Below are 24,657 nucleotides of genomic sequence, written 5' to 3' on the forward strand. Positions count from 1 at the left end.
GAAAGCGGGAACCGGTTTCGGGTGATGCGCGTGACAAAACTAGAACGAGCGGTTTGGATTGAATAGAGCGAGAGACCGCTCGAGATCAATTGCAGCGCGTTGTAGCGTCGGCCGCTTCTGATGAACAGTTTGCTACGTTTCGAGTGGAACCGGATTTGGGCTTGTATTCTCGTTCGGGCAAGCCGCGTGCCGCGCGCGAATGAATGCGATGCAAATGCCAGGGACGGCTTGGAGCATCCACAGCGTATGTAATTCGGTCGTCCGGACGCAAATCAGGTGTCGGCTGCTTCTTGTCGAGCCTCGCAGTTTCATGCGATTTTCCCGTTGCCGCTTTGGGAGAGCGGCTTTCATCGCGTTGTTGTCCAAGTCTGATTTCTACGGCTCCTTTCAGCGCCAGATCGCGTTTACTGATGCTGGTAGTCGTTGAGCGACGACATGTTGCATCCTTGCCCGGAACAGCCAGGATGACCACATCCCCGATATTGCAGGCAATTTCCTGCATTGCCGGTTCTGCAGTATAGGCAAGCGTGCGACCATCAGGCAGGGTAATCGTGCACACTCCCTCAACACACTCGAAACCATCGGACGCGGCCAGCTTTCCTTTTTTAACCGAAAGCGGGGGAATCATTTCCTTGACCAGATAGGCAGTTTTCCAATTGTCGATCGTAAACTGGGAAGGTCGATTTCGATTAACCGCAAACCTTCCGTCCTCCAATCGGACGCCTACCAGCTTGGCATCTTCGGATACGACGATATCGGGAAAAGGCTCCCTTATAAAAACCATCAGGCCGAGGACGACAAATGGGAGCGCCAGTACCTTCAGTCTGGTGGAAAGCACAACCGCCAGAACCAGCGCAATGGTCCAGAAAACAAGAGTAAGCGCGGGCATGGTTCCTGGATTACCATCCGGCGACCAGGCCGCGACGAAGGCAGCAATGTGCCTTACCGCGAAAATGCCCCAGCCCATTATTTGCAAAGGCACCCAGTCAAGCTGCAAAGGCATCAGCACCAGGCCGAAAACAGCAAACGGCATCACAAGCAAGGCTATTGCGGGTTCAGCAAGCACATTTCCCACCAATCCCAATGGCGCTGTGTTGTTGAAATGATAGGCGGCGAAAATGCCGCTCGCCAACCCGGCAATGAGCGAGGTGCCTGCCGCTGCCGCGACTAGCTTTAATATCCGCCCAACAAAGCCGTCTCTGGACCTCCTAAGCTTCTCTGCGCCGACACGCCTGTTCGCATTGCTTTCGCTCCACCAGGCATAACCGGCGATCAACGCAGCGGTTGCAGAGAACGACATCTGAAAACTCGGCCCCAAAATCTCATGCGGCGAAAGAGCAATCATCGCGAGCGCCGCTATGGCCAGATTGCGCATGCTGATGGCAGCGCGATCGACCAGTAATGCTCCAAGCATAATCGCAATCATTACATAGCTTCGTTGCGCAGCAACGTCCGCACCGGACATGGCAAGGTAGAAGGTACAGCTTAGCAGGGAGAGAAAAGCCGCGTATTTCTTCACCGGGTGCCGGACGCTGAAAGCGGGAAACAGCGCGAAGGCGGACCGTAGCGTCAACATGACGACGCCAGCGGCGAGCGCCATATGCAAACCCGAGATTGAAAGAATATGTGCGAGCCCTGCCTTGCGCAGATCGTCGTTGGTTTGCTCGCTGATCCCGGCGCGGGTGCCTGCCACCAGCGCCGAAGCGACGCTACCATCCTCCCCTCCAACCACTTCCTCAATCCGTTCAGAAACCCGGACCCGTAGCATGGCGATCCACTGGGACATTTCCGCTGTCAGTTCATCCGGCGGGGGAACAATCGCTAATTTGGGCGTCCCGAGAAAGAACCCGTTGGCGCCAATGCCATTGAAATATGCGTGAAAAGAGAAATCGTAGTTTCCGGGGCGGACGGGGCCAGACGGGATGCGCAATCGCGCAAAACCGGACAATCCGCTGCCAATCGCTGTTGTCGCCGGTATATCTCTGGCATTGATGCGAACGCGCTTCGGCGGAAAGCGAAGTTTGGGGCGCTCGGTTTGAAGCACCTCAAGTGTTATCCGCCAGCTGCCATTATCCTGATATTCAAGCGCAACGACTCGGCCCGTCACACGCGTCGCTACGTCTGAGCCCAACATCGCCGTGGCACGACGTTCCGTCTCCCATTTGCCGACCATAAGCCCCCCGATCAGAGCGATGGCCAAGGTCGTGCCCTGGGCAACCGCGAACTGCTTGCGCGTCGCAATTCGCAAGCTGAAGGCAATCGCGAGCATGGACAGAAGCGGAGTCCACGCAGGTTCGAATGAAAGCGTGAAATAGATTATCGCGCCAATACCGGCAAAAACCGGAAGCAGGAGGAAGAATGCGCCGCGTCCGGCTTCCGTTTCCACCGCAGCCTTGATCTGGCTGCCTGCGACCGAAGTTATAGACAAAAGCCGTTCACGCAGGCTCAATACCGAAGGCTTGACGGGTGGTAAGTCTACTTCGAATTCACCTGGAGGCGAAGTCTCCGGAAATAAGGCGCGCAGCGAACCATCAGGCATGCTTCTGACAAGCGCCCGTTCGTTTACATCGCTCGCTTCCCTGATGCCCGTCATGCCCCCGCCTGACCGCAAAAGTTGGCCTAAGCCGCCAAAGTACCCCGAAAGAACAACGGCTCATCGGTGCGAAAGGGTTGCGAAGCCCTTGCGCACGTTGCTGCCTATGCTACATGAACCGCAGCCGAAATCGAGTGAGTTCGTACAAAGAACCGCGATTACCTGCCGAGTTGCTCGTGCAGGCATTGGAATTCAAGTTCGCGCCTGTGTCTCCGGCATTCGCCGCTGCTCTGGAATGGCGCACGACATAGTGGAGCTATCATGCCGAAACCGGTCGTCACCCGTTTTGCCCCTTCGCCCACGGGGTATCTGCACATTGGCGGTGCACGCACTGCCCTGTTCAACTGGCTTTACGCCAAGCATAACGGCGGCAAGATGCTGCTACGTATCGAAGACACCGACCGGGAACGTTCCACCGATGCCGCGACGGCTGCCATTCTCGATGGACTGACCTGGCTGGGGCTGGATTGGGACGGCGAAGCCATCTCGCAATTCGAGCGTGCGCCTCGCCATCGCGAAGTAGCGGAGGAGCTGGTTACTCTTGGCAAGGCATACTACTGCTATGCAACGCCGGAAGAACTGGAAGAAATGCGCGAGAAAGCCCGCGCCGAAGGTCGTCCACCGCGCTATGACGGTCGCTGGCGTGATCGCGATCCATCTGAGGCACCCGCAGGCGTTAAGCCGGTCATTCGCATCAAGGCGCCACAGGAAGGGGAAACTCTCGTGCAGGATGCCGTGCAGGGCGATGTGCGCTTTCCGAACAAGGATCTCGATGATTTCATCATCCTCCGTTCCGATGGCACGCCCACCTACATGCATGCAGTCGTTGTCGATGACCACGACATGGGGGTGACCCATATCATTCGCGGCGACGATCATCTGACCAATGCCGCGCGGCAGACAGTCATCTACAACGCAATGAACTGGGACGTGCCGCAGATGTCGCACATCCCGCTGATCCATGGCGCTGACGGCGCAAAACTCTCCAAGCGTCACGGCGCTCTGGGTGTCGATGCCTACCGTGCGATGGGCTATTTGCCCGCGGCCCTGCGCAACTATCTCGTGCGCCTTGGCTGGAGTCACGGCGATGACGAGATTATGTCGACCGAACAGATGATCGAATGGTTCGACGTCAAGGACATCAACAAGGGTGCGGCCCGCTTCGATTTTCAGAAGCTGGAGGCGATCAACGGCGTCTATATGCGCGCCAGCGACGACCGGGCGCTCTATGATGCGCTTATAGCCGTTCTTCCGGAGATTGAAGGCGGCAAGGAAATTTCCGATGCGCTGGACGATAAGCGCCGCGCACAATTGCTCGCCGCCATGCCCGGCCTGAAGGATCGTGCCAAAACTCTTGTGGAACTGGCTGACGGATCGAAATTCATCTTCGCTGCTCGTCCCCTTGACCTTGATGAGAAGGCAGCCTCCCTCCTGAATGAAGAAGGCCGCGCTGTACTCAAGTCTGTTCTGCCGGATCTGGAAGCTGCAACCGAATGGACTGTCGAATCTCTCGACGCCGTCGTGAGGACTCACGCGGAAAAAACCGGGCTGAAACTCGGCAAGATCGCACAGCCCCTACGCGCAGCATTGACCGGTCGCGCCACTTCTCCGGGCGTGTTCGACGTGCTGTTCGTCCTTGGCCGTGAGGAGTCACTCGAGCGTATTCGCGATCAAATCGGTTAAGGTGGGAACATTCACGCTGACGTGACAAAACCGGCGTAAATAGTTCAAATTACGCATTGCATCGCGAACCGTTTGGGATAGTTTGACGGGCAAAATCGTTAGGATAATGCGTGAACGCTAATGGTCCCACAGGGGCGGGACCATTCCACGAGATAAAAGACAAATTATAACGACGATTACAATTCTGCCGTCGTGCGGGCGGCAAAGTGGACATGAAAGGAAACACGATGTCAGATAGGACAGCCAGCTTTACACTAGAAGGCAAAACATTCGACCTGCCTGTACGACAAGGCACTGTCGGACCAGACGTCGTTGATATTGGTCCACTCTACAAGAATTCCCAGATGTTCACCTACGATCCGGGCTTCACCTCCACGGCATCGTGCGAATCCAAAATCACCTACATCGACGGTGACGAAGGCACCCTGCTCTATCGCGGTTACCCGATCGATCAGCTTGCCGAACACGGCGATTTTCTGGAAACCTGCTACCTGCTTCTGTACGGCGAACTGCCAACGGCAACCCAGAAGGCTGACTTCGACTATCGTGTGACGCGCCACACGATGATTCACGAACAGATGACGAAGTTCTTTACGGGCTTCCGCCGTGATGCCCATCCTATGGCCGTAATGGTCGGCTGTGTCGGCGCGATGTCGGCTTTCTATCATGACTCGACCGACATCACCGACCCGCATCAGCGTATGGTCGCCTCGATCCGTCTGATCGCCAAGGTCCCGACGCTCGCTGCCATGGCCTATAAGTACCATATCGGCCAGCCGTTCATGTACCCGAAGAACGATCTCGATTTCGCGTCGAACTTCCTGCACATGTGCTTTGGCGTTCCGTGCGAGGATTACAAGGTCAATCCGGTTCTGGCGCGCGCGATGGACCGCATCTTCATTCTCCACGCGGATCACGAGCAGAACGCCTCGACCTCGACCGTGCGCCTTGCCGGCTCGTCGGGCGCCAATCCATTTGCATGTATCGCAGCCGGCGTTGCCTGCCTCTGGGGCCCTGCCCACGGCGGCGCTAACGAAGCCGCGCTCAACATGCTGGCTGAAATCGGTTCCGTCGACCGCATTCCTGAATTCATCGGCCGTGCAAAGGACAAGAACGATCCGTTCCGTCTGATGGGCTTCGGTCACCGCGTCTACAAGAATTACGATCCGCGCGCCAAGATCATGCAGAAGACCTGCCATGAAGTTCTGGGCGAACTCGGCATCAAGGACGATCCGTTGCTCGACGTTGCGATGGAACTGGAAAAGATTGCCCTGACGGATGAATACTTCATCGAAAAGAAGCTTTATCCGAACATCGACTTCTATTCCGGCATCACGTTGAAGGCCCTCGGCTTCCCGACCGAAATGTTCACGGTTCTCTTTGCACTTGCTCGTACCGTTGGCTGGGTCGCACAGTGGAAGGAAATGATCGAAGATCCGCAGCAGAAGATCGGTCGCCCGCGCCAGCTCTACACCGGCGCCGCCGAACGCGATTACGTGCCGCTCGCAAAGCGCAAATAAATATCAGATCCGCACAAGAAAACCCGGTTGCAAAACAACCGGGTTTTTTCACGCCTGCTCGCAGCAGGTAGTCACGTCCTGGACACAATCATTTCCAGCAAAAGCGCGATTGTTGTGTTGCGATAGAGTACTTCCGACGATTCAGTTTAAACTGGAAATGCTCTTCCCTGCCAGCTCCAGAACGACCCGCGCACCGATCTCGCCAGACGGCTGCTCGGTCGCCATGATCGAAGCAACCTTATCGAATCCGTCGAGTTGTGCCTGCCGTGCCGATCCGGGCTTCATCAGCCGCTCGAGATTGCGAGCAAGCATTCCGGGGCGAACGAATTCATTGAAATACTCAGGCACTACCGGCTCATCGGCTATGATGTTCGGCAGAGCCGCGCTCCAGATGGTTATCTTGGGCATCAGAAACTTGCGTGCAAACCAGTCCGCCTTATAGGAAAGCACACTTGGGATACGTGAGAGAGCCAGTTCCAGCGAGACCGTCCCGGAAGCGGCAAGCGCCGCATCAGCCCTGGAAAAAGCTTTCCACTTTTCCTCATCGCCCAAGACAATAAGGGGTTTGACCGCCCAATTCTTCGAAAGATCCCGCACCATTTCCTCGATGCGCGGCAGTGTCGGCAAAACCACATCAAGTCTTTCGGTTCTGGCAGCAAGTTCACCAACAGCCTGCCCGAACGGTTCCATCAGCATCTGGATTTCAGTACGGCGAGACCCCGGTAGAACAAGCAGCGTTTTGCGGGATTCATTAGACCGTTGCACTTCCAGTACTTTTTGTTCTGCCCTTGCCTGCAATATCGGTTCATAGCTGGAAAGGCGGTGCCCGACATAGGTGGCACTCGGTCCACTCAATTTTTGCATGACCTCCACCTCAAATGGAAGAATGGTCAGCACGTGGTCGAAATAGGCTTTCATCGCCCGGGCACGCTGCGGTCGCCAAGCCCACACACTCGGCGCTATATATTTTACAATGGGAATGGACGCATTCGCTGCCCTGATCTTTTGGGCAACACGATGCGTAAACTCGGGACTATCGATCAGAAGAACGCAATCTGGCTTCTCCGCAATGATGCGTTGCGCGGTCTGCCTAATGCGCCGCATCAGCCCCGGTAAATTCTTGAGAATTGCGCCCAGCCCCATAAGGGCAATTTCGTGCGGATCAAAGAAAGACTTCATGCCCCGGGCCGCAAGATGATCGCCACCGACGCCGACGATATCAACAAGCCGGTCTGTCTGGTTTCGTAGTGCATCAATCAGATCAGCACCGAGAAGATCACCGGATTCTTCACCGGCCACGATTGCTATTTTCAGAGGCCGGCTGTTAGTGCTCACGTCCTGGCATCCTTTCTCTCGCGACTGACTGTCTCTATGAAGAGACCCTTGTCGTTTGCTGCAGCGATGGTTTCACCGAAGCCTAGAATGAATGTCCTGCCTGCCTCAACCGCTATTCCCGATAATCCCGCTTTGGCGGCATTCTCGACTGTTGAAATCCCGATGGTTGGAAGGTCGGCTCTTTCATCCTGCTGCGGCTTTGCCATCTTCACGAGAACACCGCCTCGGCGAGGTATGCGGCGAGCCGCACGCAACTCCCGCACACGTTCGATCATTTGATCTGTGCCTTCCGCTCCTTCGAGGGCCACCACACGTCCGCCGACCGCAATTGCGCCCTGCCCGACATCGAGATCACCGAGGCGAAGCGCAGATTCCATCGCAAGTTCAAGATTATGGCGTTCTCGGGCGTCTGGCACGGCTCGAGTCAGAATTTGAGCCGGTGATGGGGAAAGCAGATCCGGGACAACTTCATGAGCCCCGACAACTTTGAAACCAAAAGATTCCAGCAGCCCTATGAACGCCCGCAAGAGCGCATCGTCCCCTTGTCCCAAAGCCCGCAGAACATAAGGCACCGCCCGCAGCGTAGGCCAGTCAAGCTTCAAATCGCTGACATGAGGGCGGCTCGTCACGCCACCGGCGAGGACAACCCGATCCACTCCCGCAGCTTTCATAGAGCGCAGCAGCTTTGCAAACTCTACGATCGAGATTTCCTGATGTTCATACTTGTAAAGTATCGGGTCGGCTTCTCCGCGCAGCGGCACAAGGAAGGGAGAGTTTCCCGCTGTCGCCAGAGCCTCTGCCACATTGATCGGCAACAGGCCGTTCCCGGCGATAATGGCAACGCGCCCCGCATGGTCTGCGAGACGCTGGATTTTCTCAATCTTCGCCGCTGTCATGTCCGGCCCCGCCATGCACCGCATCAAGCGGAGGTGTACAGTAGGCACGCTTCGTATCGACGTTGATGAAGTCGATCATATCGATGACAGCCGGAGAGCCCGGTATTGCAATTAGAACGTCTTTGGCGCGGTCCCGAATCGGCTTTGTACGGTCGAACAGCATCCTGACAGCATGACGAAGATTATGAATTTCCTTGCGCTCCATACCAGAGCGCTTCATGCCGACGATATTCAATCCGCCAAGATGAGCATGCACGCCTATTGCCATGCCGTATGGGATAAGATCGCTCACAACAGCAGCCATGCCACCTACGAAAGCGTGGTGTCCGATACGCACGAATTGATGGATAGCCGCGCCACCGCCCAGAATGGCGTGGTGTCCGATCGTCGTGTGGCCGCCAATCATCACATTATTGGAAAATGTGACGTAATCGCCAATATCGCAATCATGCGCTACATGAGCGTAAGCCAAAAACGAACAGTTGTCGCCAACCGAAGTATATCCCCGTGCGCTGTCCGACCCTTTGTGCATGGTCACGCCTTCACGGATCAGGCAGTTCGTGCCGATGTTCAGCTTGGTGGGGCCTCCCTTATGCTTGTTGTTCTGCGGATCGCACCCCAGAACTGCGTGCGGATAGACCCTCGCTCCCTCGCCAAGCGTCGTCGCGCCCGTTACAACCACATGGCTCATCAATTCCGAATTGTCGCCAATGACGGCGCCAGACTGAATATGACAGAAAGGGCCGACAGACACACCCTGCCCCAGTTCCACGCCCTGCTCTACGAGAGCGGTGGGGTGAATGAATGTTTCTTTCATTGATATGCTCACTGGTTTTCTTCAGCTGTGCTGATCATGGCAGCGACTTCAGCTTCCGCAACCTTCACACCATCAACTTCCGCAATGCATTCATATTTGGAGATATTTGCGCGTTGCTTGATCTTCTTGACATGAAGCAAAAGCCTGTCACCCGGTATGACGGGACGACGGAATTTCGCATTGTCGATAGTCATGAAATAGACCACACCCGGACGCCCGGTCTTGCGCTGAAGCAGGGAAATAGCGCCTGCCGTTTGTGCCATGGCTTCGACAATCAATACGCCCGGCATGATCGGCTTTTCAGGAAAATGGCCTGTAAAATGCGGCTCGTTGATTGTCACATTCTTGATGCCGGTCGCAGAGACGTCACCGTCAATGTCGACGATACGATCAATCAGCAAAAACGGATAGCGATGCGGCAGCACTGCCAGAAGGTCCTGGATATCTGCTGCTTCCAGCTTGGTCTGATTTGCATCACTCATCAGAGGATTGCTCCTTTCTCGATTGCCCGATGCTGCGGATATTCGCAATATCGCGGAACCACTGCTTGATAGGCCGCGCGGGGATACCGCCCCAGCGCTCACCATCGGGTATGTCATTCATAACGCCACTCGCCGCGGCAACCTGCACGCGCGAACCGATGATCAAATGGTCAGCAAGGCCCACACGTCCACCCAGCATCGTCTGGTCACCGATAACGCAGCTGCCGGAGATGCCGCAATGTGCGGCAATGATACAAAAGCGGCCGATCCGCACATTGTGCGCGATCTGGACAAGATTATCGACCTTGGTGCCTTCACCGATAACGGTGTCATTCAACGAACCACGATCCACCGTCGTATTGGCGCCGATCTCGACATTGTCCTGAATAATGACCCTGCCGAGCTGGGGAACTTTTTCCAGACCAGCCGGGCCTGGGACGTAGCCGAAACCATCTTGACCAATCCGAACGCCCGGATGAAGCGCAACTTGGTTGCCGATAAAAGCACATTGGACGGTAACGCCCGGCGCAATATAGGTGTTGCGACCGATCTGGCTACCTTCCCCAATGACCGCAGTCGATGCGACCAGGGTACCGCTACCAACGGTAACGCCCTTACCAATCACTGCTCCGGCTTCGATGGTCGCGCCATCCTCGATATGCGCGGTCGGGTGAATGATCGCCGACGACGAAATACCTGTTTCACCAAACCAGCTTACTGGTCTGACCGACGCAGGAAACAGCATTCGCCCTACGGAGGCAAAGTCTCGCTGAGGATTACGGGTCACCAATGCAGCTATATGCGACGGTACTATGTCGGCTACGGCTTCCGTACACAAAACACCGGCCGCACTGATCGACGAAAGTCCATCGGCGTTCTTTTTGCCCTCGACGAAGACAAGAGAACCTTCAGTTGCATCTTTAAGAGAAGAGAGACGCGCAACAGAACGCGGCGCAAGCTTCGCATCGCGAAGTCTTGCACCGGTAAAATCTGCTATATCGCCAATCGTGAGTTCACGCGAAGGCGCGAAAAAAACAGGATCTGCCATCAAAACACTTTCTTTCCCGGGGTTGTTATACCCCGGGAAAAGGCAAATCTATTAGAACTTGGTCGAAACACCGAAGTTGAAGTTCTGAACCTTGTCGGTATCAGCCTTCGCGATCGGGAACGCATAGTCAAAGCGCAGCGGACCGAACGGAGAAGCCCACATCAAGCTGACACCTGCCGAAGCACGAAGCTTCTTGTCGTCGCCGTAGATCGGAGAACCGCCCTGCGAGGAGTCGTTGCCGTAAAGCGTTGCAGCGTCTGCGAACACGGCGCCACGGATACCCAGACTCTCAGGAACCAATGGCATGGGGAACTGAACTTCAGCCGTACCATTGATGTAGGTCGTGCCACCCATCCAGTAACGCTTGCCGTTCGCAGCATCCTGATACGGACCGATACCATTGAACTTGAAGCCACGAATGATGTCCGAATTGTTCTTGAACAAGTCGAAGATACGGACGCCATCATCACCAAATTCATGGATATAACCACCGCCGATGCCCAGCATGCCGACGATATCGGCTTCCTGAGAAAGCGTCTTGTAGTAGTTACCCTTGAACGTGGTCTTGATGTACTTGGCGTCACCACCCAGACCAGCAAACTCCTGCGTGAACTTTCCATAAAGACCGTCATGCGGGTTCTTCATGTCATCGATGGAGTTGTAGGTCAGCGAATAGCTAATCGAAGAACGCAACCACGGGCTATGTTCGGCAGCCTCAAGCAAAGCAGGTGCATAGAAATTTTCCCGGTCCGGACGGAACAGATCGTACTTTTCCTGAACCAGGTTATACGCGATACCTGCCGAGAAGTCATCCGTGATCGGCAGGCCGAAACGGATGGTACCACCGGTCTGCTCGACGTCGTAGTCGTCGTTTACGCGGTATGTACGACGGAAGACGTCAAAGCCGGCCGAGAGGCGGTAACCGAGGAAATATGGCTCTGTAAAGGAAAGGCCGTAATTGCGCATATCGTCCTGGCCGGCACCCGCGCTGATACGGATATACTGGCCACGTCCGAGGAAGTTACGCTCGGTGATAGCAGCTTCAACCTGCGCACCTGGCGATTCACCACCGGTGGTATAGCCACCACCAATCGAGAATTCACCGGTCGACTTTTCAACCACATCGACAACCAGAATGACCTGATCCGGCTCAGAGCCAGGCGCGGTCGAAATGTTGACGGTCTGGAAGAAATCAAGCGCTTCCAGACGACGCTTTGCACGCTGCACCATGACCTGATTGAAGGCATCACCTTCATTCACGTCGAATTCGCGGCGAATCACGAAATCGCGGGTTTTATCGTTGCCGCGGATTTCAATGCGCTGAATGTAAGCGCGCGGACCTTCATCGACGCTGTAAACGACCGAGATCGTGCGGTTTTCGAAATCACGATCACCACGCGGCTCGACTTTCGCAAAAGCGTAACCGCTTCCAGCGACATTTTCGGTAACCGCGAGAACAGAATCCTCGATTTCCTTCGCGCTGTAAGGCTTACCCGAGCGCGTCTTGACCAGATGATCCAGAGCCTGCCCGTCGACACCAGCCACATTGCTCTCGACGCTGACGTTGCCGAACGTATAGCGCTGACCTTCATCGACCGTGATGGTGATCGTGTATTCGTTCGTCGAAGGATCGAGAACAGCATTGGACGAAATGACGCGGAAATCCGCATAGCCGCGATTGTAATAGAAACGGCGGAGCGTTTCTTCGTCAGCCTGAAGACGACCTTCGTCGTAGACGTCGTTACGCGTCAGCCACGAAAGCGGATTCGAACGCTTGGTCGAAATCACATCACGCAGACGACGGGAACTGAAAGCCTGATTGCCGACAAAATCGACGTTCGCAATCTTGGTACGCGAGCCTTCGTTGATTTCATAAACAACGTTTACACGGCCCTGACCGAGATCAACGGTACGCGCATTCACAGTCGCATCGCTGCGCCCGATATGTGCATATGCTCCCTTGATTGCCTCGACGTCCGCTTCCATCGTTGCAGCATCGTAAGGCGAGCGAGCCTTGAGCTGAACAGCGCGGGCAAGATCGGGATCCTTGATCTTCTTATTGCCCTGGAAGAGGACGTTGTTGACAACCGAGCGCTCCGTAACGTTGACGACGAGCGTGCTGCCGGACTGGTTGATGCGGACATCCGAGAACAGCCCCATCGCAAACAGACGCTTCACCGCAGCATCAATATCGGCGCTGGTGAAGGCCTTGCCCGGACGAATATCGATATTGTCACGGATGGACTGCGCGTCGACGCGTGTATTACCGCGTACCTCGATACGGCTAACGACAGCAGCCTCGGCAACGTTGACCGAAGCCAGCGAGAGTGCAGCAGTACCCGAAGCCACAAGAGCCACTGACATGGCGAGCGCAGAAGCGGCGCCAAAGAATTTAGAACTTGCCGTCATAGGCTTTCCGAACCTTCGTTTCTTTCTGTCCCCGGGGCGATTAACCCAGAAAAGCACGTACAGATACAACCGTCATACCCGGTTTTTCCATACAAGCAAGCGTCACGGTTAAATTCTGTTTACTTAAGCAACCAGCGTGGCATCCGCGCCACGCGATTTAGGTGTTATGGTAAACAAATCGCTTAGCTTTTCCAGCCGTCACTCCCAACTTTCATTTCTGTTTAACACCTTCCCCGGTCCTCGCCGGAGAAGAAACGCATCATAGCGGTTTGCTCGCTGGAACTTCCAGCCTGCACCGATCCCCAAGATCACCAACTGAGCCAGCCGGAGAGTCATCTAGCAGGCAAACAGGTCGTTGAAAAGTACGAACCCCATGAATCCCATAACAAGTAAGAACCCGGCACGATAGAAAATATCCTGCGCTGCGGCAGACACCGGACTGCCCTTGATGGCCTCCACCGCATAGAAAACCAGATGACCGCCATCCAGCGGAGGCAGCGGAAACAGGTTCAAAAGCCCGATGCCGACAGATAACATCGCCATCAACTGGATGAGCCAATCAAATCCCTGGCTTGCTGCCTTGCCAGCCATATTGGCAATCTTGACCGGCCCACCAAGCTGGCATTTATCCTCACGACCGACCGCAAAGCGCTGAAAAAACTCTCCGGTGCGACCAATAATATAGCCCGTTTCCATGACAGCTTGTGCCACTGATTCGAGCGGGCCATATTCAATCCGGCGGAAATTGCCTACAGCTTCAGTGGTTTCCACACCGATAGCGCCAAGCTTGATCCTGTTTCCAAGCGGATCGGTGCGCTCGACAATTGCCGGAACAGCTTGAAGATCAACCATCTTGCCGTCACGCTCGACAGTGAAATTCAGCGTGTCCCCGGCTCGCCCGGATACGATGCGCTGCACATCGGAAAAAGTGGTAATCTTTTCGCCGTCGACGCTGATGAAGCGATCTCCAGCCTCAAACCCGGCCTCAGCCGCTGGACTGCCCGGCTGGACACCCGCGATAAGCGGATCAGAAATCTGACGGCCGTAAAGCGCGAAGAACACACTGAAAATGACGACAGTCAGAATAATATTGAAAGCAGGTCCGGCAAAGACCGTCGCCGCACGCTTCCAAACAGGTTGGGTGTGAAACGCCCTTCGCTGCTCATCCACACTCAGACACGCATTATTGACGTCCACCGGAGAACTCGTGGCGCTCTCATCGCCAATGAACTTGACGTAGCCGCCAAGCGGAATGGCGGAAATCTTCCATCGCGTTCCGTGTTTATCCGTGAAACCGATCAACTCGGGCCCAAAACCGATGGAAAAAGCCTGGGAGCCGATGCCGCACCAGCGCGCAACCAAATAGTGGCCCATTTCATGGACAAAGACCACAACGGTCAACACAAACAGAAAAGGAATGATGGTCCCGACAAGCAGGCTTTCGCCACCCAGAAAAAAGGCCAACGCGTCCTGCAAATCACTGCTCCTTACAAAACACTACCGGATCGCCAAAAAACCGAATGAATTTAAACAATTCCTTGCGCCCTTAGAAACTGAAGAAAATCGCGGACGGCACGTCTGGCTCGGCGAAAATTGCACCAAACAGGTACAAAAGTGCGGCAGCAGCTACAAGTCCGTCAACACGGTCCAATACACCGCCATGTCCTGGTAGCAAGCGCCCTGAATCCTTTGCGCCGAACTGACGCTTCACCCAGGATTCCGCGAGGTCGCCGATCTGCGATACGATAGACAGCAGGAGCGCGAGCAGCGGTACAAGCCAGCTGCCTGGAGCCGCCACCAGAGAGGCAACCAGGATGCCGCCGGCCACCGCGGCAGCGGCGCCACCGATGGCGCCAGACCACGTCTTGTTCGGCGAGAAGCGCGGCGCCAACTTCGGCCCACCCAATGCCCGGCCGTTGAAGTAGGCTGCGATATCTGTGGACCAGACCACAGCGAAAAGAAAAACAATGGCTGTAAAGCCGAAAGGTTCGTCGCCGCGCAGGAGCGAAAGCGAAACGGCGGAGAAACCCGCATAGAATAGTCCTGCCGCCGGCCAGCCGCGCCCTGCCTGCCATTGGGTGAGCAAAAGTATGAGCGTGCCCGCTAACAGAACGCCGATGGTCAGCAACGCAGAGCGGTCCAAAACGAGCAGAATACTCGTAAGACCCAGCCATCCCCAACCGAATGCTCGCGAGAAAAGTGTCTGCTTGGGTGCGGTCAAGCTGGTCCACTCATGGAACATGGCCAATCCGATCGCAATCGAAAACAGCGTGAAACCCAAACCGCCAATCCATGTCAGCCACAAGGCAGCTGCACCGAGAACAATAGCAGTAATGATACGGGTTTGCAGATTGGACATTGAGACCTTTCGACGGACCGGCTTGCGCCTTTCTAGAGCATTGCAGTGGTTCCGATTCTCAGGAACCACTTTAGACTGCCGCCCCCTTGGTCGAAGGGCATGCGATTTCTTCTTCGAGTTCTTCAATTCCTGTGCGCACCTCAACACCACCGAATCGACGCTCCCGCTGGCGAAAAGCATCATAGGCAGCGTCGAGGTCCGATGAACGAAAATCGGGCCAGTGAATGGGCAGGAATAGGAATTCCGAATATGCCGCTTGCCAGAGCAGGAAATTCGACAGCCGCATTTCTCCGCTCGTGCGGATGATTAGATCCGGATCGGGTATCCCCGCCGTATCAAGATTTGCGGAAATCAGTTCAGCGGAAATGGACGCCGGATCAAGCAGACCGGCGGCAACGTCGCGCGCCAGGCTTCGCACGGCACGAACGATCTCGTCGCGGGAACCGTAGTTGAAAGCTATGATCAGGTTGAGGCCGGTATTGCGATGCGTAAGCGTTTCTGCTTCTACCAATAGCGTCCTGATATCGGGGGCAAGCTCCTCGCGTTCGCCGATGATGCTGACGCGCACATTGTTGCGGTGCAGCTCCGCGAGATCGCGACGGATGAAAATCTTCAGCAAGCCGAGGAGGTCATTCACCTCTCCACTCGGGCGCGACCAGTTTTCAGAAGAGAATGCGAACAAAGTCAGGTAGCCGAGGCCACGATCCCCGGCTGCCCGCACCGTCTCGCGAAGAGCTTCCACACCCGCCCGATGTCCGGCACTGCGGGGCAAGTTGCGTGCCTTCGCCCAACGGCCATTGCCATCCATGATAATGGCGATGTGGCGCGGTTCGGACATGGCGAAGCTCTCCTTCAATGAAAATCATGCAAGTCCTAGACCTGCATGATCTCCCCTTCTTTCACGGCAACGATCTTATCCATCTCTGCAATGGTTTCGTCGGTCAGCTTCTGCACCTTTTCCGACAGAACACGGCTATCATCCTGACTGATGAGGCTGTCTTTCTCCAGCTTTTTCAGCGTATCCATGCCGTCGCGACGCACATGGCGGGCAGCGATGCGGCCCTGCTCGGCGTATTGATGTGCAATCTTGACCAGTTCCTTGCGGCGCTGTTCATTCAACTCCGGCAGCGGAATGCGCAGCGTCGTACCGTCGGTGATTGGATTGAGGCCGAGGCCTGAATCGCGAATTGCGCGTTCCACGGCGCCCACCATGCTCTTGTCCCAGACGGAGACCGAAAGCATGCGCGATTCGGGAACGGTAATATTTGCAACCTGGTTGATCGGCATCGTCGAGCCATAGGCTTCAATCACGATCGGCTCCAGCAGGCTTGCGGAAGCACGGCCCGTGCGCAGGCCACCAAGATCGTGCTTCAAAGAGTTGATAGCGCCTTCCATGCGGCGTTTCAGGTCGTTGATGTCGAAAGCATCACTCATGCATTTTCTCCTTCGATACGCAGCAAGGGCCGATCAATTATCGGAAACGATCGTGCAGCGCCCCTTGCCTTGCAGAATTTCGGCCAAGCCGCCGTTTTCATGGATGGAATAGACTATTATCGGAATGTTGTTCTCACGCGCAAGGGCAACAGCGGCTGTATCCATGACCGCAAGCCCGCGATCGAGAACTTCCTTGTGCGTCAGACGATCGAAACGCGTGGCGTTCGGATCTTTCTTTGGGTCGGCGGAATAAATTCCGTCAACCTGCGTGCCCTTCAAAAGCGCATCCGCCTCGATTTCGGCAGCGCGAAGAGCCGCCGCCGAATCCGTCGTGAAGAATGGATTTCCGGTACCGCCAGCAAAGATCACGACCTTGCCCTCATCCATGTAGGCCGTAGCCTGTCTCTGCGAGAAGCTCTCACAGATTTCAGGCATGGCGATGGCCGAGAGCACGACGGAGTCGACACCGATCTTGTGCAGTGAGGTACGCAGCGCAAGAGAATTGATGACCGTGGCCAGCATTCCCATGTGGTCGCCCGTCACGCGGTCGCCACCTTTCGAGGCCACTGCCACGCCACGGAAAATATTACCGCCGCCAATGACGACGCCGACTTCGACCCCAAGCGACCGTGCCTGCTTGATATCGCTTGCAATACGGTCTGCTACGGAAACATCGATGCCAAAGCCCTGGCTGCCCATCAATGCCTCACCTGAGGCTTTCAAAAGGACGCGTTTGTAGGCGGGTTGACCTGGCATTGGATGCTCTCCGCAGATGGTGATCAAGTGGATGTGTTCGGGTTCCGATACACGAAGGGCACCGCGTTGTCACGCGATGCCCTTCGTAATCAAAAGCCTTTTCAGGCAATCAACGCATTCCGAAAAGGGAAAACCTAATTTCGGGCGAGATGCGCTGAAAAACAGACCTGCTTAGCCCTTGGCAGCAGCAGCTACTTCAGCAGCAAAGTCGGTTTCTTCCTTTTCGATGCCTTCACCGAGAGCGATACGGGCAAAGCCCGTGATCTTGGCCGGCGCACCGATGGTCTTTTCAGCTTCCTTGAGGGCAGCTGCAACCGTCAGGTCAGGATTGATAACGAAAGCCTGCGAAAGAAGAACGACTTCTTCGTAGAACTTGCGCATGCGGCCTTCGATCATCTTTTCGATGATATTGTCCGGCTTGCCGGATTCGCGAGCCTGCTCAATGAAGATCGCCTTTTCGCGCTCGGCAGCAGCCGGATCGACATCTTCGGCGGTCAGAGCCAGCGGGTTGATTGCAGCAACGTGCATGGCAACCTGGCGACCGAATGCCTTTGCAGCTTCTGCATCGCCAGCGGTTTCGATTGCAACGAGAACGCCCAGCTTGCCAAGGCCATCAGCAACACCGTTGTGAATGTAGGTCGCGACAACGCCCTGCGGAACGGTCAGCGCAGCCGAACGGCGGAAGCCAATGTTTTCACCGATGGTGGCAACAGCGTCCTTTGCCGTTTCGGTAACGGTCTTACCATCGATCTTGGCGTCGGCCACAGCTTCGGTCGAGCCATCGGTCGACAGAGCAGCCTGGGCGATCTTGCGGACCAGATCCTGGAAAGCATCGTTGCGGGCAACGAAGTCGGTTTCGGAGTTTACTTCAACGACAACAGCCTTGTTGCCGGAAGCTGCAACGCCAACCAGACCTTCAGCAGCCGTACGGCCAGCCTTCTTGTCAGCCTTTGCAATACCCTTGGCGCGCAGCCAGTCAACGGCAGCGTCGATGTCGCCATTGGTTTCGGCAAGTGCTGCCTTGCAGTCCATCATGCCGGCGCCGGTGAGGTCGCGGAGTTCTTTGACGAGAGATGCGGAAATGCTCATGATGTCGCCTTTCATGAAAGCGAAGGCACACCGAAAAGGTGTGCCAACTTTTAACCGGCGCTTGGTTTCTGGATCGCGACCTGACCTGAGCGTTGCACTACAGGAATCACGATCTCGCACCGGGATGAAACGAGATTATCCACCCGCCCTATCACAGATATGACGGATGGATGAAATCATACGCTGATTAAGCGCCTTCAGCCGGAGCTTCGAGGGCTGGCTCTACCGGAGCTTCAGCCTGTGCACCGATGTCGATGCCCATCGCGCCCTGCTGACGCGCAATGCCGTCGAGAGCAGCGCGGGCAATCAGATCGCAATACAGGGCGATAGCGCGCGCGGCGTCATCGTTGCCCGGGATCGGGTAATCGATCTGGTCCGGATCGCAGTTCGAATCGATCACGGCAACGACCGGAATACCAAGACGCTTGGCTTCCTGAATGGCAATCGCTTCCTTGTTGGTGTCGATGATGAACATCAGGTCCGGGACCGAGCCCATGTCCTTGATACCGCCGAGGGCGCGGTCAAGCTTTTCACGCTCGCGCTCAAGGTTGAGGCGTTCCTTCTTGGTGAAGCCCTGAGCTTCGCCAGCCAGCAGTTCGTCGAGCTTGCGCAGACGCTGGATCGAATTGGAGATCGTCTTCCAGTTCGTCATCATGCCGCCGAGCCAGCGTGCATTGACGTAATACTGTGCCGAACGATTGGCAGCATCGGCAATGATGTCCGAAGCCTGACGCTTCGTGCCGACGAACAGAACGCGACCGCCGCGGGCAACCGTGTCCGAAACGATCTTCAGCGCGTTGTGCAGCAGAGGAACGGTCTGGGACAGATCGAGAATGTGGATATTGTTGCGGTCACCATAGATGTATGGTGCCATTTTCGGGTTCCAGCGATGGGTCTGGTGGCCGAAGTGAACACCAGCTTCCAGAAGCTGGCGCATGCTGAAATCAGGTAATGCCATCTTTATTTTCCTTTTCCGGTTTAACCTCCACGGGCTGAGGCGATTTCTCGCCACCGGAGGTTTTTGCCGGATTTCTCCCGACAAAAGCCCAATCCCGTGTGTGGAATAGGCGCGCTGTTAACTGATCACGCCGCAAAATGCAAGTCGTCTGCACAATATAGCACTGAACGGGCTAACAAACATGCCCACCAGGGCGTCTACTTGCAGGTTCCAGCCTGTTTTGCCGTATCATAGACATCAAGCTTCACGAGTTTTCCCCTCATGGAGAAATCTCCATAATCCATGGTAAGGTCGCGGGTAATTCCATTGCGATAAAGCTTGAAATTGATGCGATAGATGGGCAGGCCGTCCTGCTTTTCCTTGTCATCGAAATAGGCAATCGTTACCGGCCAGACCTGATCCTTGGAAAACTTGCCCATGATCTTGGTCTCGTCGTCCGTCAAGGACTGTTCCTTGCCGACGACAACGGTGGTTGCAACCACCCGGTCGGCATCTTCGGAAGCATCAAACAGCGATGTCTGGTAGAACTTCTGCCCGGCTTCCGCCTTGCCGATCAGTTCTTCCATATGACCGGTGGGAAATTGCGTTCCCTTGAGGTCGAGCTTGTTTTCCTTCGGCTTGCTCAACTCGACGACGGTCTTGCCGCCCTCGAGCTTCGCGTCGCCACGCACTTCCTTGACCAGTTCCTTGTCCACGAAGGTCTTGTTGACGAAGCGGAAGTTCTTTCCGTCCGCTCCTTCGAACGTCGTCGTCTGCTGGTCGGTCACGCGCTGCGGCTGCTCTTCCATATCGATCCGGGTCACGAAACGGAAATTGGTGGTGTAGCCTTCACATGCCGATCCGTTAAACTCATACACCATGCGGCCGGTCAAACCACTGATCCCTGATTTTTCATCGGCTCGATCCAGAGTCAGATCATAGACTGCGCGATGTGGAACCAACGTTACCGTCGAGGCCGCATGAGCGGCGACCGCAAATCCGGCCCAAATACAAGCAGCCGTTCCACTCGCCGCAACCGCACTCTTGAAAAAACGCATACATGAATCTCCCGATGAGTTGACGAGCATGATAAAAAAACTCGTGGCGGAAGCGAGGCAAAAAAAGCACCCTTCCCCAAAGCTTCACCGATTCTGCTTATAGGTAGATCGCGAAGTACCTTTGCAAGCAAGGATTAATATAATGACCGACACGATCGACAGCCGCCTTAAAAATCTGGGTATATCCATCCCGGAAGCCGCCGCACCCGCCGCAAACTATGTTCCTTTTGCCCAAAGCGGCTCTTTGCTGCTCACTTCTGGCCAGCTTCCACTCGAAGGCGGCAAGCTGGTGCACACTGGCCAGATCGGAGACGAGCTGACAGTTGCGCACGGACAAGCGGCGGCACGCGCCTGTGCTGTCAACATTCTTGCCCAGGCAAAGGCGGCACTTGGTGACCTCGGCCGCATCAAGCGAATTGTAAAAATTACGGCCTTCGTAGCTTCAACGCCCGACTTTGTGGAGCAGCATTTGGTTGCCAATGGCGCATCCGATCTCCTCGTCGCAGTCCTCGGCGACGCTGGCAAACATGCCCGCTCCGCAGTCGGCGTTGCCAGCCTGCCGCTCAATGCACCTGTCGAAATAGAAGCAATCATCGAGGTTGCGTGACATGACGTCCATTGACTGGATCAAGAAGCGCCCTGTCGCTCATCGTGGATTGCACGATCTTAACAAGGAACGCTGGGAAAACACCCTTTCAGCGTTTGAGGCGGCAGCCAAAGCGGGATTCGCCATTGAATGCGATGTTCATCTCACCCGTGATGGCGGCGTGGTCGTCTTTCATGATGACGAGCTGAAGCGTCTCGCCGGTCGCGAAGGCTACATCAGCGATTTGACGCTTGCCGAAGCGACCGCGCTCAAGGTCGGCGGCACCGCCGATCACGTGCCGACGCTTCGTCAGATGCTTGATCTGGTCGATGGCCGTGTTCCTCTTGTCATCGAATTGAAGGGCATAGAAGGTAAGGACGACGGTCTAGTGGCCGCCGTTGCCAAAGAACTGGCGTCTTATAAGGGCGAAGCGGCGATCATGTCTTTCGATCACCACCTGATCCGCCGCTTTGAAGCAGATGCGCCGGGAATCCCGGGAGGGCTTACCGCCGAAGGTACCAGTACGAAAGATTTTGAAAGACATTTCTCCATGCTGGCGCATGGCATTTCCTTCGTATCCTATAACCTGCATCATCTGCCCAACCCGTTCGTCACTTTCGTTCAGGAGAAGTTGCACATGCCGGTGATCAGTTGGACCGTTCGAGATCGCGAAATGCAGAAGCATAGCGATCTCAATGTCGACCAGATCACGTTCGAAGGTTTTGATCCACGCGCCCTGTTAGCTTGACGACAACACGCCGAGCGCCGCAACATGCGCGATAACGGCAAAGGAATAGCGGTGAACGACGAAGACCCGCGGAATGAGCAAAGCTTCGTTCTCCGTGTCGTTGAGAATATCAGCGAATTCACGAAGGACGAATGGAGCAGTCTTGTCGGGGCTTCCCGACAGGACGCGAACTACAATCCCTTCATAACCCGCAACTTCCTGTTGGCTCTGGAAGAGTCGGGCTCAGTTTCCCGAAAGGCGGGCTGGCTTCCGAAGCATTTGCGCCTTGAAGACGATCGGGGCAGTCTCATCGGAGTGGTGCCAAATTATCTCAAAGGCCACAGTCAGGGAGAATATGTCTTCGACCATGGCTGGGCGGATGCTTTTGAGCGCGCCGGAGGCCGATATTATCCCAAATTTCAGGCAGCAGTGCCCTTCACTCCAGCTACCGGCCCGCGCCTTATCAATCACGTCGCTTATGAAAGCGAAACGGTTCGACTGGCGCTGGCTGGCGGATTGCGGGAACTGGCGGACCAGACCGGTGTTTCATCTGCGCATGTTACATTTGCACTGCCCGATGAGGTTACCGCACTGGAGCGCGCAGGCTTTCTCCATCGCACTGATCAGCAGTTTCACTTTAAAAACAAGAACTTTAAAAGCTATGATGACTTTCTGAGTGAACTTGTATCCCGGAAACGCAAAGCGTTAAAAAAAGAACGCCGCCAGGCTTTGTCGGACGGCATAGAAATCGACTGGCTGACCGGCAACGACCTCACGGAAGCCGTCTGGGATGATTTCTTTGCGTTTTATATCGATACGGGCAGCCGCAAATGGGGACGGCCCTATCTGAACAGGCAGTTCTTTTCGCTGATCGGCGAAAGCATGGCCGAGGACATCCTGCTCATCATGGCAAAACGCAACGGGCATTATATCGCCGGTGCAATCAATTTCATCGGGGGTGACACGCTCTTCGGCCGGCACTGGGGCTGCATTGAAGATCATCCCTACCTGCATTTTGAGGTTTGCTATCATCAGGCAATCGATTTTGCCATCGATCGAAAACTGAGTGTCGTGGAGGCTGGCGCACAAGGCGAGCATAAAATCGCGCGCGGTTATGTGCCGGTCACGACCCATTCGGCGCATTACATTGTCCATGAAGGTTTTCGGAATGCAGTGCGTGATTATCTTGAGCATGAGCGCCGCGAAGTCGAGCAAATCCAGAGCGCTTTGCATGAACACTCCCCATTCAGGGACGCATGAACCGATCCACCTTGCCTACCAGGAATAGATGCGGTCTGATCCGTTCAAACATTCCGCATTGGAGAGAATCGCATGCCCGCTACCTATGACGACAATAATATCTTCGCCAAGATTCTGCGCAGTGAAATTCCGTCCACCCGTGTTTATGAAACCGACGATGTCGTTGCGTTCATGGATGTGATGCCGCAAGGCACGGGCCATACGCTGGTTGTGCCAAAGGCACCTTCCCGCAACCTGCTCGATGCCAAGCCGGAAACCCTCGCGAACGTTATTCAGGTTGTGCAAAAAATCGCCCAGGCCGTAAAAACGGCTTTCAACGCCGATGGCGTAACGGTTATGCAGTTCAACGAACCTGCATCCGGCCAGACCGTCTATCACCTGCACTTCCATGTGATCCCGCGTTTTGAAGGCGTCGCGCTCAAGCCCCATACGGGACAGATGGAAGACGCCGCAGTTCTTTCAGCAAACGCTGAAAAAATCCGCGCAGCAATTTGATATGACTCAAACTTTCAAAGTGTAAGCAGACCGATCACCAGCAGGATTTCCGCGATCAGAACACCGACCAGCAATCGCTTGCCGGTCATGATGAAAGCGGCAAATCCTGCCACGGCGGAACCAGCGCGCAGCCACAGCGGCGAGTTGGCCAATTCGCCATTGGGATAGAGAACAAGCTGCGCAATAACGCCTGCTACCAGCGCGGTTGCGATGCATCGTACGAGAACAAGCGCCTCGGAATCCTCTCGTACCCGCCCGCCAACCAGCACTCCCATCACGCGAAACAGATAGGTCGGCAACGCTCCCGCCAGCAGGATAAACACGAACGGCCACCACCAAGTTGAAAAACTGTCCCAGTTCATTCACCCGCTCCTGCTGGTATTTGACGCATTCTATGAAAGCCGAACGCTATCAGCCCGCCGAGAATACCCGTGAACAGCAGATCGTATCCCGGAGCCAGATGATGGAATATGGGAAACAGAGCGATCCCGGAAATCATCGCAACCTGCCCTGCCCGCTCCCTGGCTGAACGCCAGAGCGATGTCAGAAAATACATCGGCGTCAGCATGAAAAGTGCCGCAAAAACGATTGGCGGAAAAGACGTCGATAACGAATAAACGATTGCGACGATGATCGCATTGGTTCCCACTAGCACCATTCCGATTCCCGCAAAATAACTGGTTCTCATATCACGCGGTATCTTGCGCAACTCTTCCATGGCCATGACCCACGCGGTGACAGCCACGAAATGACACAAGGCCGCGAGCGTCAGTTTCCGGGTCTTCGGACCCTGCAGTTCGGGAAGCAATGCAACCACCATCGGCATCAAACGCACCGACGACAGCCCAACGGCGAGAGCTGCGGCAGGCAAAGCCACGCCGGCGCTGATCGCGCCAATCAGAACGACCTTGGCCGGAAGAGCCCAGATGGTAAGGGTCATGAAAACCGCCTGGACAACTGTAATTCCGCTTTCGATGGCCAGCCCGGCAAAACCGATGAATGAACTCATCAGCAATAGAGCCGGAATGCTGCAAATGCGCATACAACCGCGCAGAAACCATCGCATGTGGCGTTGATCTTCTAAATTACGTTCAGGAGGACTGAGATGAATCGGTGGCATGGAGCCACGTTAGAGCAAGGTCCAAGCAAGTTGCACCCGGTTTCTTCCGCCAG

At 55.5% G+C, this 24,657-nt stretch carries 23 protein-coding genes; 6 read left to right on the forward strand and 17 right to left on the reverse strand.

The window, feature by feature from the left end; all coding sequences use genetic code 11:
* Nucleotides 1-85 precede the first annotated feature (85 nt).
* Nucleotides 86-2,593, reverse strand: a complete 2,508-nt coding sequence (locus tag ACOWVS_RS16040; protein ID WP_021585230.1) for a ComEC/Rec2 family competence protein — start codon at nt 2,591-2,593, stop codon at nt 86-88.
* A gap of 261 nt (nt 2,594-2,854) precedes the next feature.
* On the opposite strand from ACOWVS_RS16040, the gene gltX reads away from it, so the two are divergent.
* Nucleotides 2,855-4,276, forward strand: coding sequence for a glutamate--tRNA ligase (gene gltX / locus ACOWVS_RS16045; RefSeq protein ID WP_021585231.1), 1,422 nt, complete (start codon nt 2,855-2,857; stop codon nt 4,274-4,276).
* Nucleotides 4,277-4,503: 227 nt separating this feature from the next.
* Complete coding sequence (gene gltA / locus ACOWVS_RS16050) at nt 4,504-5,796, forward strand: citrate synthase (RefSeq protein WP_025089503.1); 1,293 nt, start codon at nt 4,504-4,506, stop codon at nt 5,794-5,796.
* Nucleotides 5,797-5,937: 141 nt separating this feature from the next.
* On the opposite strand, the gene lpxB is transcribed toward gltA, so the two are convergent.
* The 14 genes from lpxB to eipB form a co-directional block, all read right to left on the reverse strand.
* Entirely contained in the window at nt 5,938-7,131 is a 1,194-nt protein-coding gene (lpxB, locus tag ACOWVS_RS16055) for a lipid-A-disaccharide synthase (RefSeq protein WP_025089502.1), read from the reverse strand.
* On the reverse strand, nt 7,128-8,027 hold the full coding sequence (locus ACOWVS_RS16060; RefSeq protein WP_025089501.1) for an LpxI family protein: 900 nt from the start codon (nt 8,025-8,027) through the stop codon (nt 7,128-7,130). The genes lpxB and ACOWVS_RS16060 overlap by 4 nt, the downstream gene beginning before the upstream one ends.
* Nucleotides 8,008-8,844, reverse strand: a complete 837-nt coding sequence (lpxA, locus tag ACOWVS_RS16065; RefSeq protein WP_021585235.1) for an acyl-ACP--UDP-N-acetylglucosamine O-acyltransferase — start codon at nt 8,842-8,844, stop codon at nt 8,008-8,010. Before lpxA ends, ACOWVS_RS16060 begins: the two co-directional genes overlap by 20 nt.
* 8 nt (nt 8,845-8,852) lie before the next feature.
* Complete coding sequence (gene fabZ, locus ACOWVS_RS16070) at nt 8,853-9,326, reverse strand: 3-hydroxyacyl-ACP dehydratase FabZ (RefSeq protein WP_006466942.1); 474 nt, start codon at nt 9,324-9,326, stop codon at nt 8,853-8,855.
* Nucleotides 9,319-10,374: a UDP-3-O-(3-hydroxymyristoyl)glucosamine N-acyltransferase gene (lpxD, locus tag ACOWVS_RS16075; protein ID WP_021585236.1), complete on the reverse strand. Its 1,056-nt coding sequence runs from the start codon at nt 10,372-10,374 to the stop codon at nt 9,319-9,321. Before lpxD ends, fabZ begins: the two co-directional genes overlap by 8 nt.
* A gap of 51 nt (nt 10,375-10,425) precedes the next feature.
* The gene (bamA, locus tag ACOWVS_RS16080; protein ID WP_021585237.1) at nt 10,426-12,783 is read right to left on the reverse strand and encodes an outer membrane protein assembly factor BamA; all 2,358 of its coding nucleotides are present in this window, start codon (nt 12,781-12,783) and stop codon (nt 10,426-10,428) included.
* A 336-nt stretch (nt 12,784-13,119) separates the two neighbouring features.
* The gene (rseP, locus tag ACOWVS_RS16085; protein ID WP_021585238.1) at nt 13,120-14,259 is read right to left on the reverse strand and encodes an RIP metalloprotease RseP; all 1,140 of its coding nucleotides are present in this window, start codon (nt 14,257-14,259) and stop codon (nt 13,120-13,122) included.
* A 70-nt stretch (nt 14,260-14,329) separates the two neighbouring features.
* Nucleotides 14,330-15,142, reverse strand: a complete 813-nt coding sequence (locus tag ACOWVS_RS16090) for a phosphatidate cytidylyltransferase (protein ID WP_021585239.1) — start codon at nt 15,140-15,142, stop codon at nt 14,330-14,332.
* 70 nt (nt 15,143-15,212) lie between these two features.
* Nucleotides 15,213-15,980, reverse strand: a complete 768-nt coding sequence (locus ACOWVS_RS16095) for an isoprenyl transferase (protein WP_021585240.1) — start codon at nt 15,978-15,980, stop codon at nt 15,213-15,215.
* A 35-nt stretch (nt 15,981-16,015) separates the two neighbouring features.
* Complete coding sequence (gene frr, locus ACOWVS_RS16100; protein WP_006466949.1) at nt 16,016-16,576, reverse strand: ribosome recycling factor; 561 nt, start codon at nt 16,574-16,576, stop codon at nt 16,016-16,018.
* 33 nt (nt 16,577-16,609) lie between these two features.
* Nucleotides 16,610-17,332, reverse strand: coding sequence for a UMP kinase (gene pyrH / locus ACOWVS_RS16105; protein WP_006471613.1), 723 nt, complete (start codon nt 17,330-17,332; stop codon nt 16,610-16,612).
* Nucleotides 17,333-17,503: 171 nt separating this feature from the next.
* Entirely contained in the window at nt 17,504-18,421 is a 918-nt protein-coding gene (gene tsf, locus ACOWVS_RS16110; protein WP_031346049.1) for a translation elongation factor Ts, read from the reverse strand.
* A gap of 187 nt (nt 18,422-18,608) precedes the next feature.
* Nucleotides 18,609-19,379 (reverse strand): 30S ribosomal protein S2, encoded by a 771-nt coding sequence (gene rpsB, locus ACOWVS_RS16115; protein ID WP_006466952.1) that lies wholly within the window; start codon nt 19,377-19,379, stop codon nt 18,609-18,611.
* Nucleotides 19,380-19,576: 197 nt separating this feature from the next.
* Entirely contained in the window at nt 19,577-20,416 is an 840-nt protein-coding gene (gene eipB, locus ACOWVS_RS16120) for a cell envelope integrity protein EipB (RefSeq protein ID WP_021585242.1), read from the reverse strand.
* Nucleotides 20,417-20,558: 142 nt separating this feature from the next.
* Between eipB and ACOWVS_RS16125 the strand changes: the two genes are divergently transcribed.
* The 4 genes from ACOWVS_RS16125 (at nt 20,559) to ACOWVS_RS16140 (ending at nt 23,484) form a co-directional block, all read left to right on the forward strand.
* The gene (locus ACOWVS_RS16125) at nt 20,559-21,023 is read left to right on the forward strand and encodes a RidA family protein (RefSeq protein ID WP_006471616.1); all 465 of its coding nucleotides are present in this window, start codon (nt 20,559-20,561) and stop codon (nt 21,021-21,023) included.
* A gap of 1 nt (nt 21,024) precedes the next feature.
* Nucleotides 21,025-21,750: a glycerophosphodiester phosphodiesterase gene (locus ACOWVS_RS16130; protein ID WP_021585243.1), complete on the forward strand. Its 726-nt coding sequence runs from the start codon at nt 21,025-21,027 to the stop codon at nt 21,748-21,750.
* A gap of 51 nt (nt 21,751-21,801) precedes the next feature.
* Nucleotides 21,802-22,989 (forward strand): GNAT family N-acetyltransferase, encoded by a 1,188-nt coding sequence (locus ACOWVS_RS16135; protein ID WP_025089497.1) that lies wholly within the window; start codon nt 21,802-21,804, stop codon nt 22,987-22,989.
* A 72-nt stretch (nt 22,990-23,061) separates the two neighbouring features.
* Nucleotides 23,062-23,484 carry an HIT family protein gene (locus ACOWVS_RS16140; RefSeq protein ID WP_021585245.1) on the forward strand — a complete coding sequence of 141 codons (423 nt, stop codon included), beginning with the start codon at nt 23,062-23,064 and terminating at the stop codon, nt 23,482-23,484.
* Nucleotides 23,485-23,498: 14 nt separating this feature from the next.
* Here ACOWVS_RS16140 and ACOWVS_RS16145 read toward each other — a convergent pair whose 3' ends face one another.
* On the reverse strand, nt 23,499-23,846 hold the full coding sequence (locus ACOWVS_RS16145) for an AzlD domain-containing protein (RefSeq protein WP_021585246.1): 348 nt from the start codon (nt 23,844-23,846) through the stop codon (nt 23,499-23,501).
* Complete coding sequence (locus ACOWVS_RS16150; RefSeq protein ID WP_318258017.1) at nt 23,843-24,493, reverse strand: AzlC family ABC transporter permease; 651 nt, start codon at nt 24,491-24,493, stop codon at nt 23,843-23,845. Before ACOWVS_RS16150 ends, ACOWVS_RS16145 begins: the two co-directional genes overlap by 4 nt.
* Between the last annotated feature and the right edge of the window lie 164 nt (nt 24,494-24,657).

This window comes from Brucella sp. IR068, from assembly GCF_049065885.1.
Taxonomy (GTDB): Bacteria; Pseudomonadota; Alphaproteobacteria; order Rhizobiales; family Rhizobiaceae; genus Brucella; species Brucella intermedia.

Bases quoted from the DNA above. Each gene is read 5' to 3' on its own strand.
- ACOWVS_RS16040 (WP_021585230.1), bottom strand. From the start codon at position 2,593: ATGACGGGCATCAGGGAAGCGAGCGATGTAAACGAACGGGCGCTTGTC.
- gltX (WP_021585231.1), top strand. From the start codon at position 2,855: ATGCCGAAACCGGTCGTCACCCGTTTTGCCCCTTCGCCCACGGGGTAT.
- gltA (WP_025089503.1), top strand. From the start codon at position 4,504: ATGTCAGATAGGACAGCCAGCTTTACACTAGAAGGCAAAACATTCGAC.
- ACOWVS_RS16060 (WP_025089501.1), bottom strand. From the start codon at position 8,027: ATGACAGCGGCGAAGATTGAGAAAATCCAGCGTCTCGCAGACCATGCG.
- lpxA (WP_021585235.1), bottom strand. From the start codon at position 8,844: ATGAAAGAAACATTCATTCACCCCACCGCTCTCGTAGAGCAGGGCGTG.
- fabZ (WP_006466942.1), bottom strand. From the start codon at position 9,326: ATGAGTGATGCAAATCAGACCAAGCTGGAAGCAGCAGATATCCAGGAC.
- lpxD (WP_021585236.1), bottom strand. From the start codon at position 10,374: ATGGCAGATCCTGTTTTTTTCGCGCCTTCGCGTGAACTCACGATTGGC.
- bamA (WP_021585237.1), bottom strand. From the start codon at position 12,783: ATGACGGCAAGTTCTAAATTCTTTGGCGCCGCTTCTGCGCTCGCCATG.
- ACOWVS_RS16090 (WP_021585239.1), bottom strand. From the start codon at position 15,142: ATGTCCAATCTGCAAACCCGTATCATTACTGCTATTGTTCTCGGTGCA.
- ACOWVS_RS16095 (WP_021585240.1), bottom strand. From the start codon at position 15,980: ATGTCCGAACCGCGCCACATCGCCATTATCATGGATGGCAATGGCCGT.
- frr (WP_006466949.1), bottom strand. From the start codon at position 16,576: ATGAGTGATGCTTTCGACATCAACGACCTGAAACGCCGCATGGAAGGC.
- pyrH (WP_006471613.1), bottom strand. From the start codon at position 17,332: ATGCCAGGTCAACCCGCCTACAAACGCGTCCTTTTGAAAGCCTCAGGT.
- tsf (WP_031346049.1), bottom strand. From the start codon at position 18,421: ATGAGCATTTCCGCATCTCTCGTCAAAGAACTCCGCGACCTCACCGGC.
- rpsB (WP_006466952.1), bottom strand. From the start codon at position 19,379: ATGGCATTACCTGATTTCAGCATGCGCCAGCTTCTGGAAGCTGGTGTT.
- eipB (WP_021585242.1), bottom strand. From the start codon at position 20,416: ATGCGTTTTTTCAAGAGTGCGGTTGCGGCGAGTGGAACGGCTGCTTGT.
- ACOWVS_RS16125 (WP_006471616.1), top strand. From the start codon at position 20,559: ATGACCGACACGATCGACAGCCGCCTTAAAAATCTGGGTATATCCATC.
- ACOWVS_RS16130 (WP_021585243.1), top strand. From the start codon at position 21,025: ATGACGTCCATTGACTGGATCAAGAAGCGCCCTGTCGCTCATCGTGGA.
- ACOWVS_RS16140 (WP_021585245.1), top strand. From the start codon at position 23,062: ATGCCCGCTACCTATGACGACAATAATATCTTCGCCAAGATTCTGCGC.
- ACOWVS_RS16145 (WP_021585246.1), bottom strand. From the start codon at position 23,846: ATGAACTGGGACAGTTTTTCAACTTGGTGGTGGCCGTTCGTGTTTATC.
- ACOWVS_RS16150 (WP_318258017.1), bottom strand. From the start codon at position 24,493: ATGAGTTCATTCATCGGTTTTGCCGGGCTGGCCATCGAAAGCGGAATT.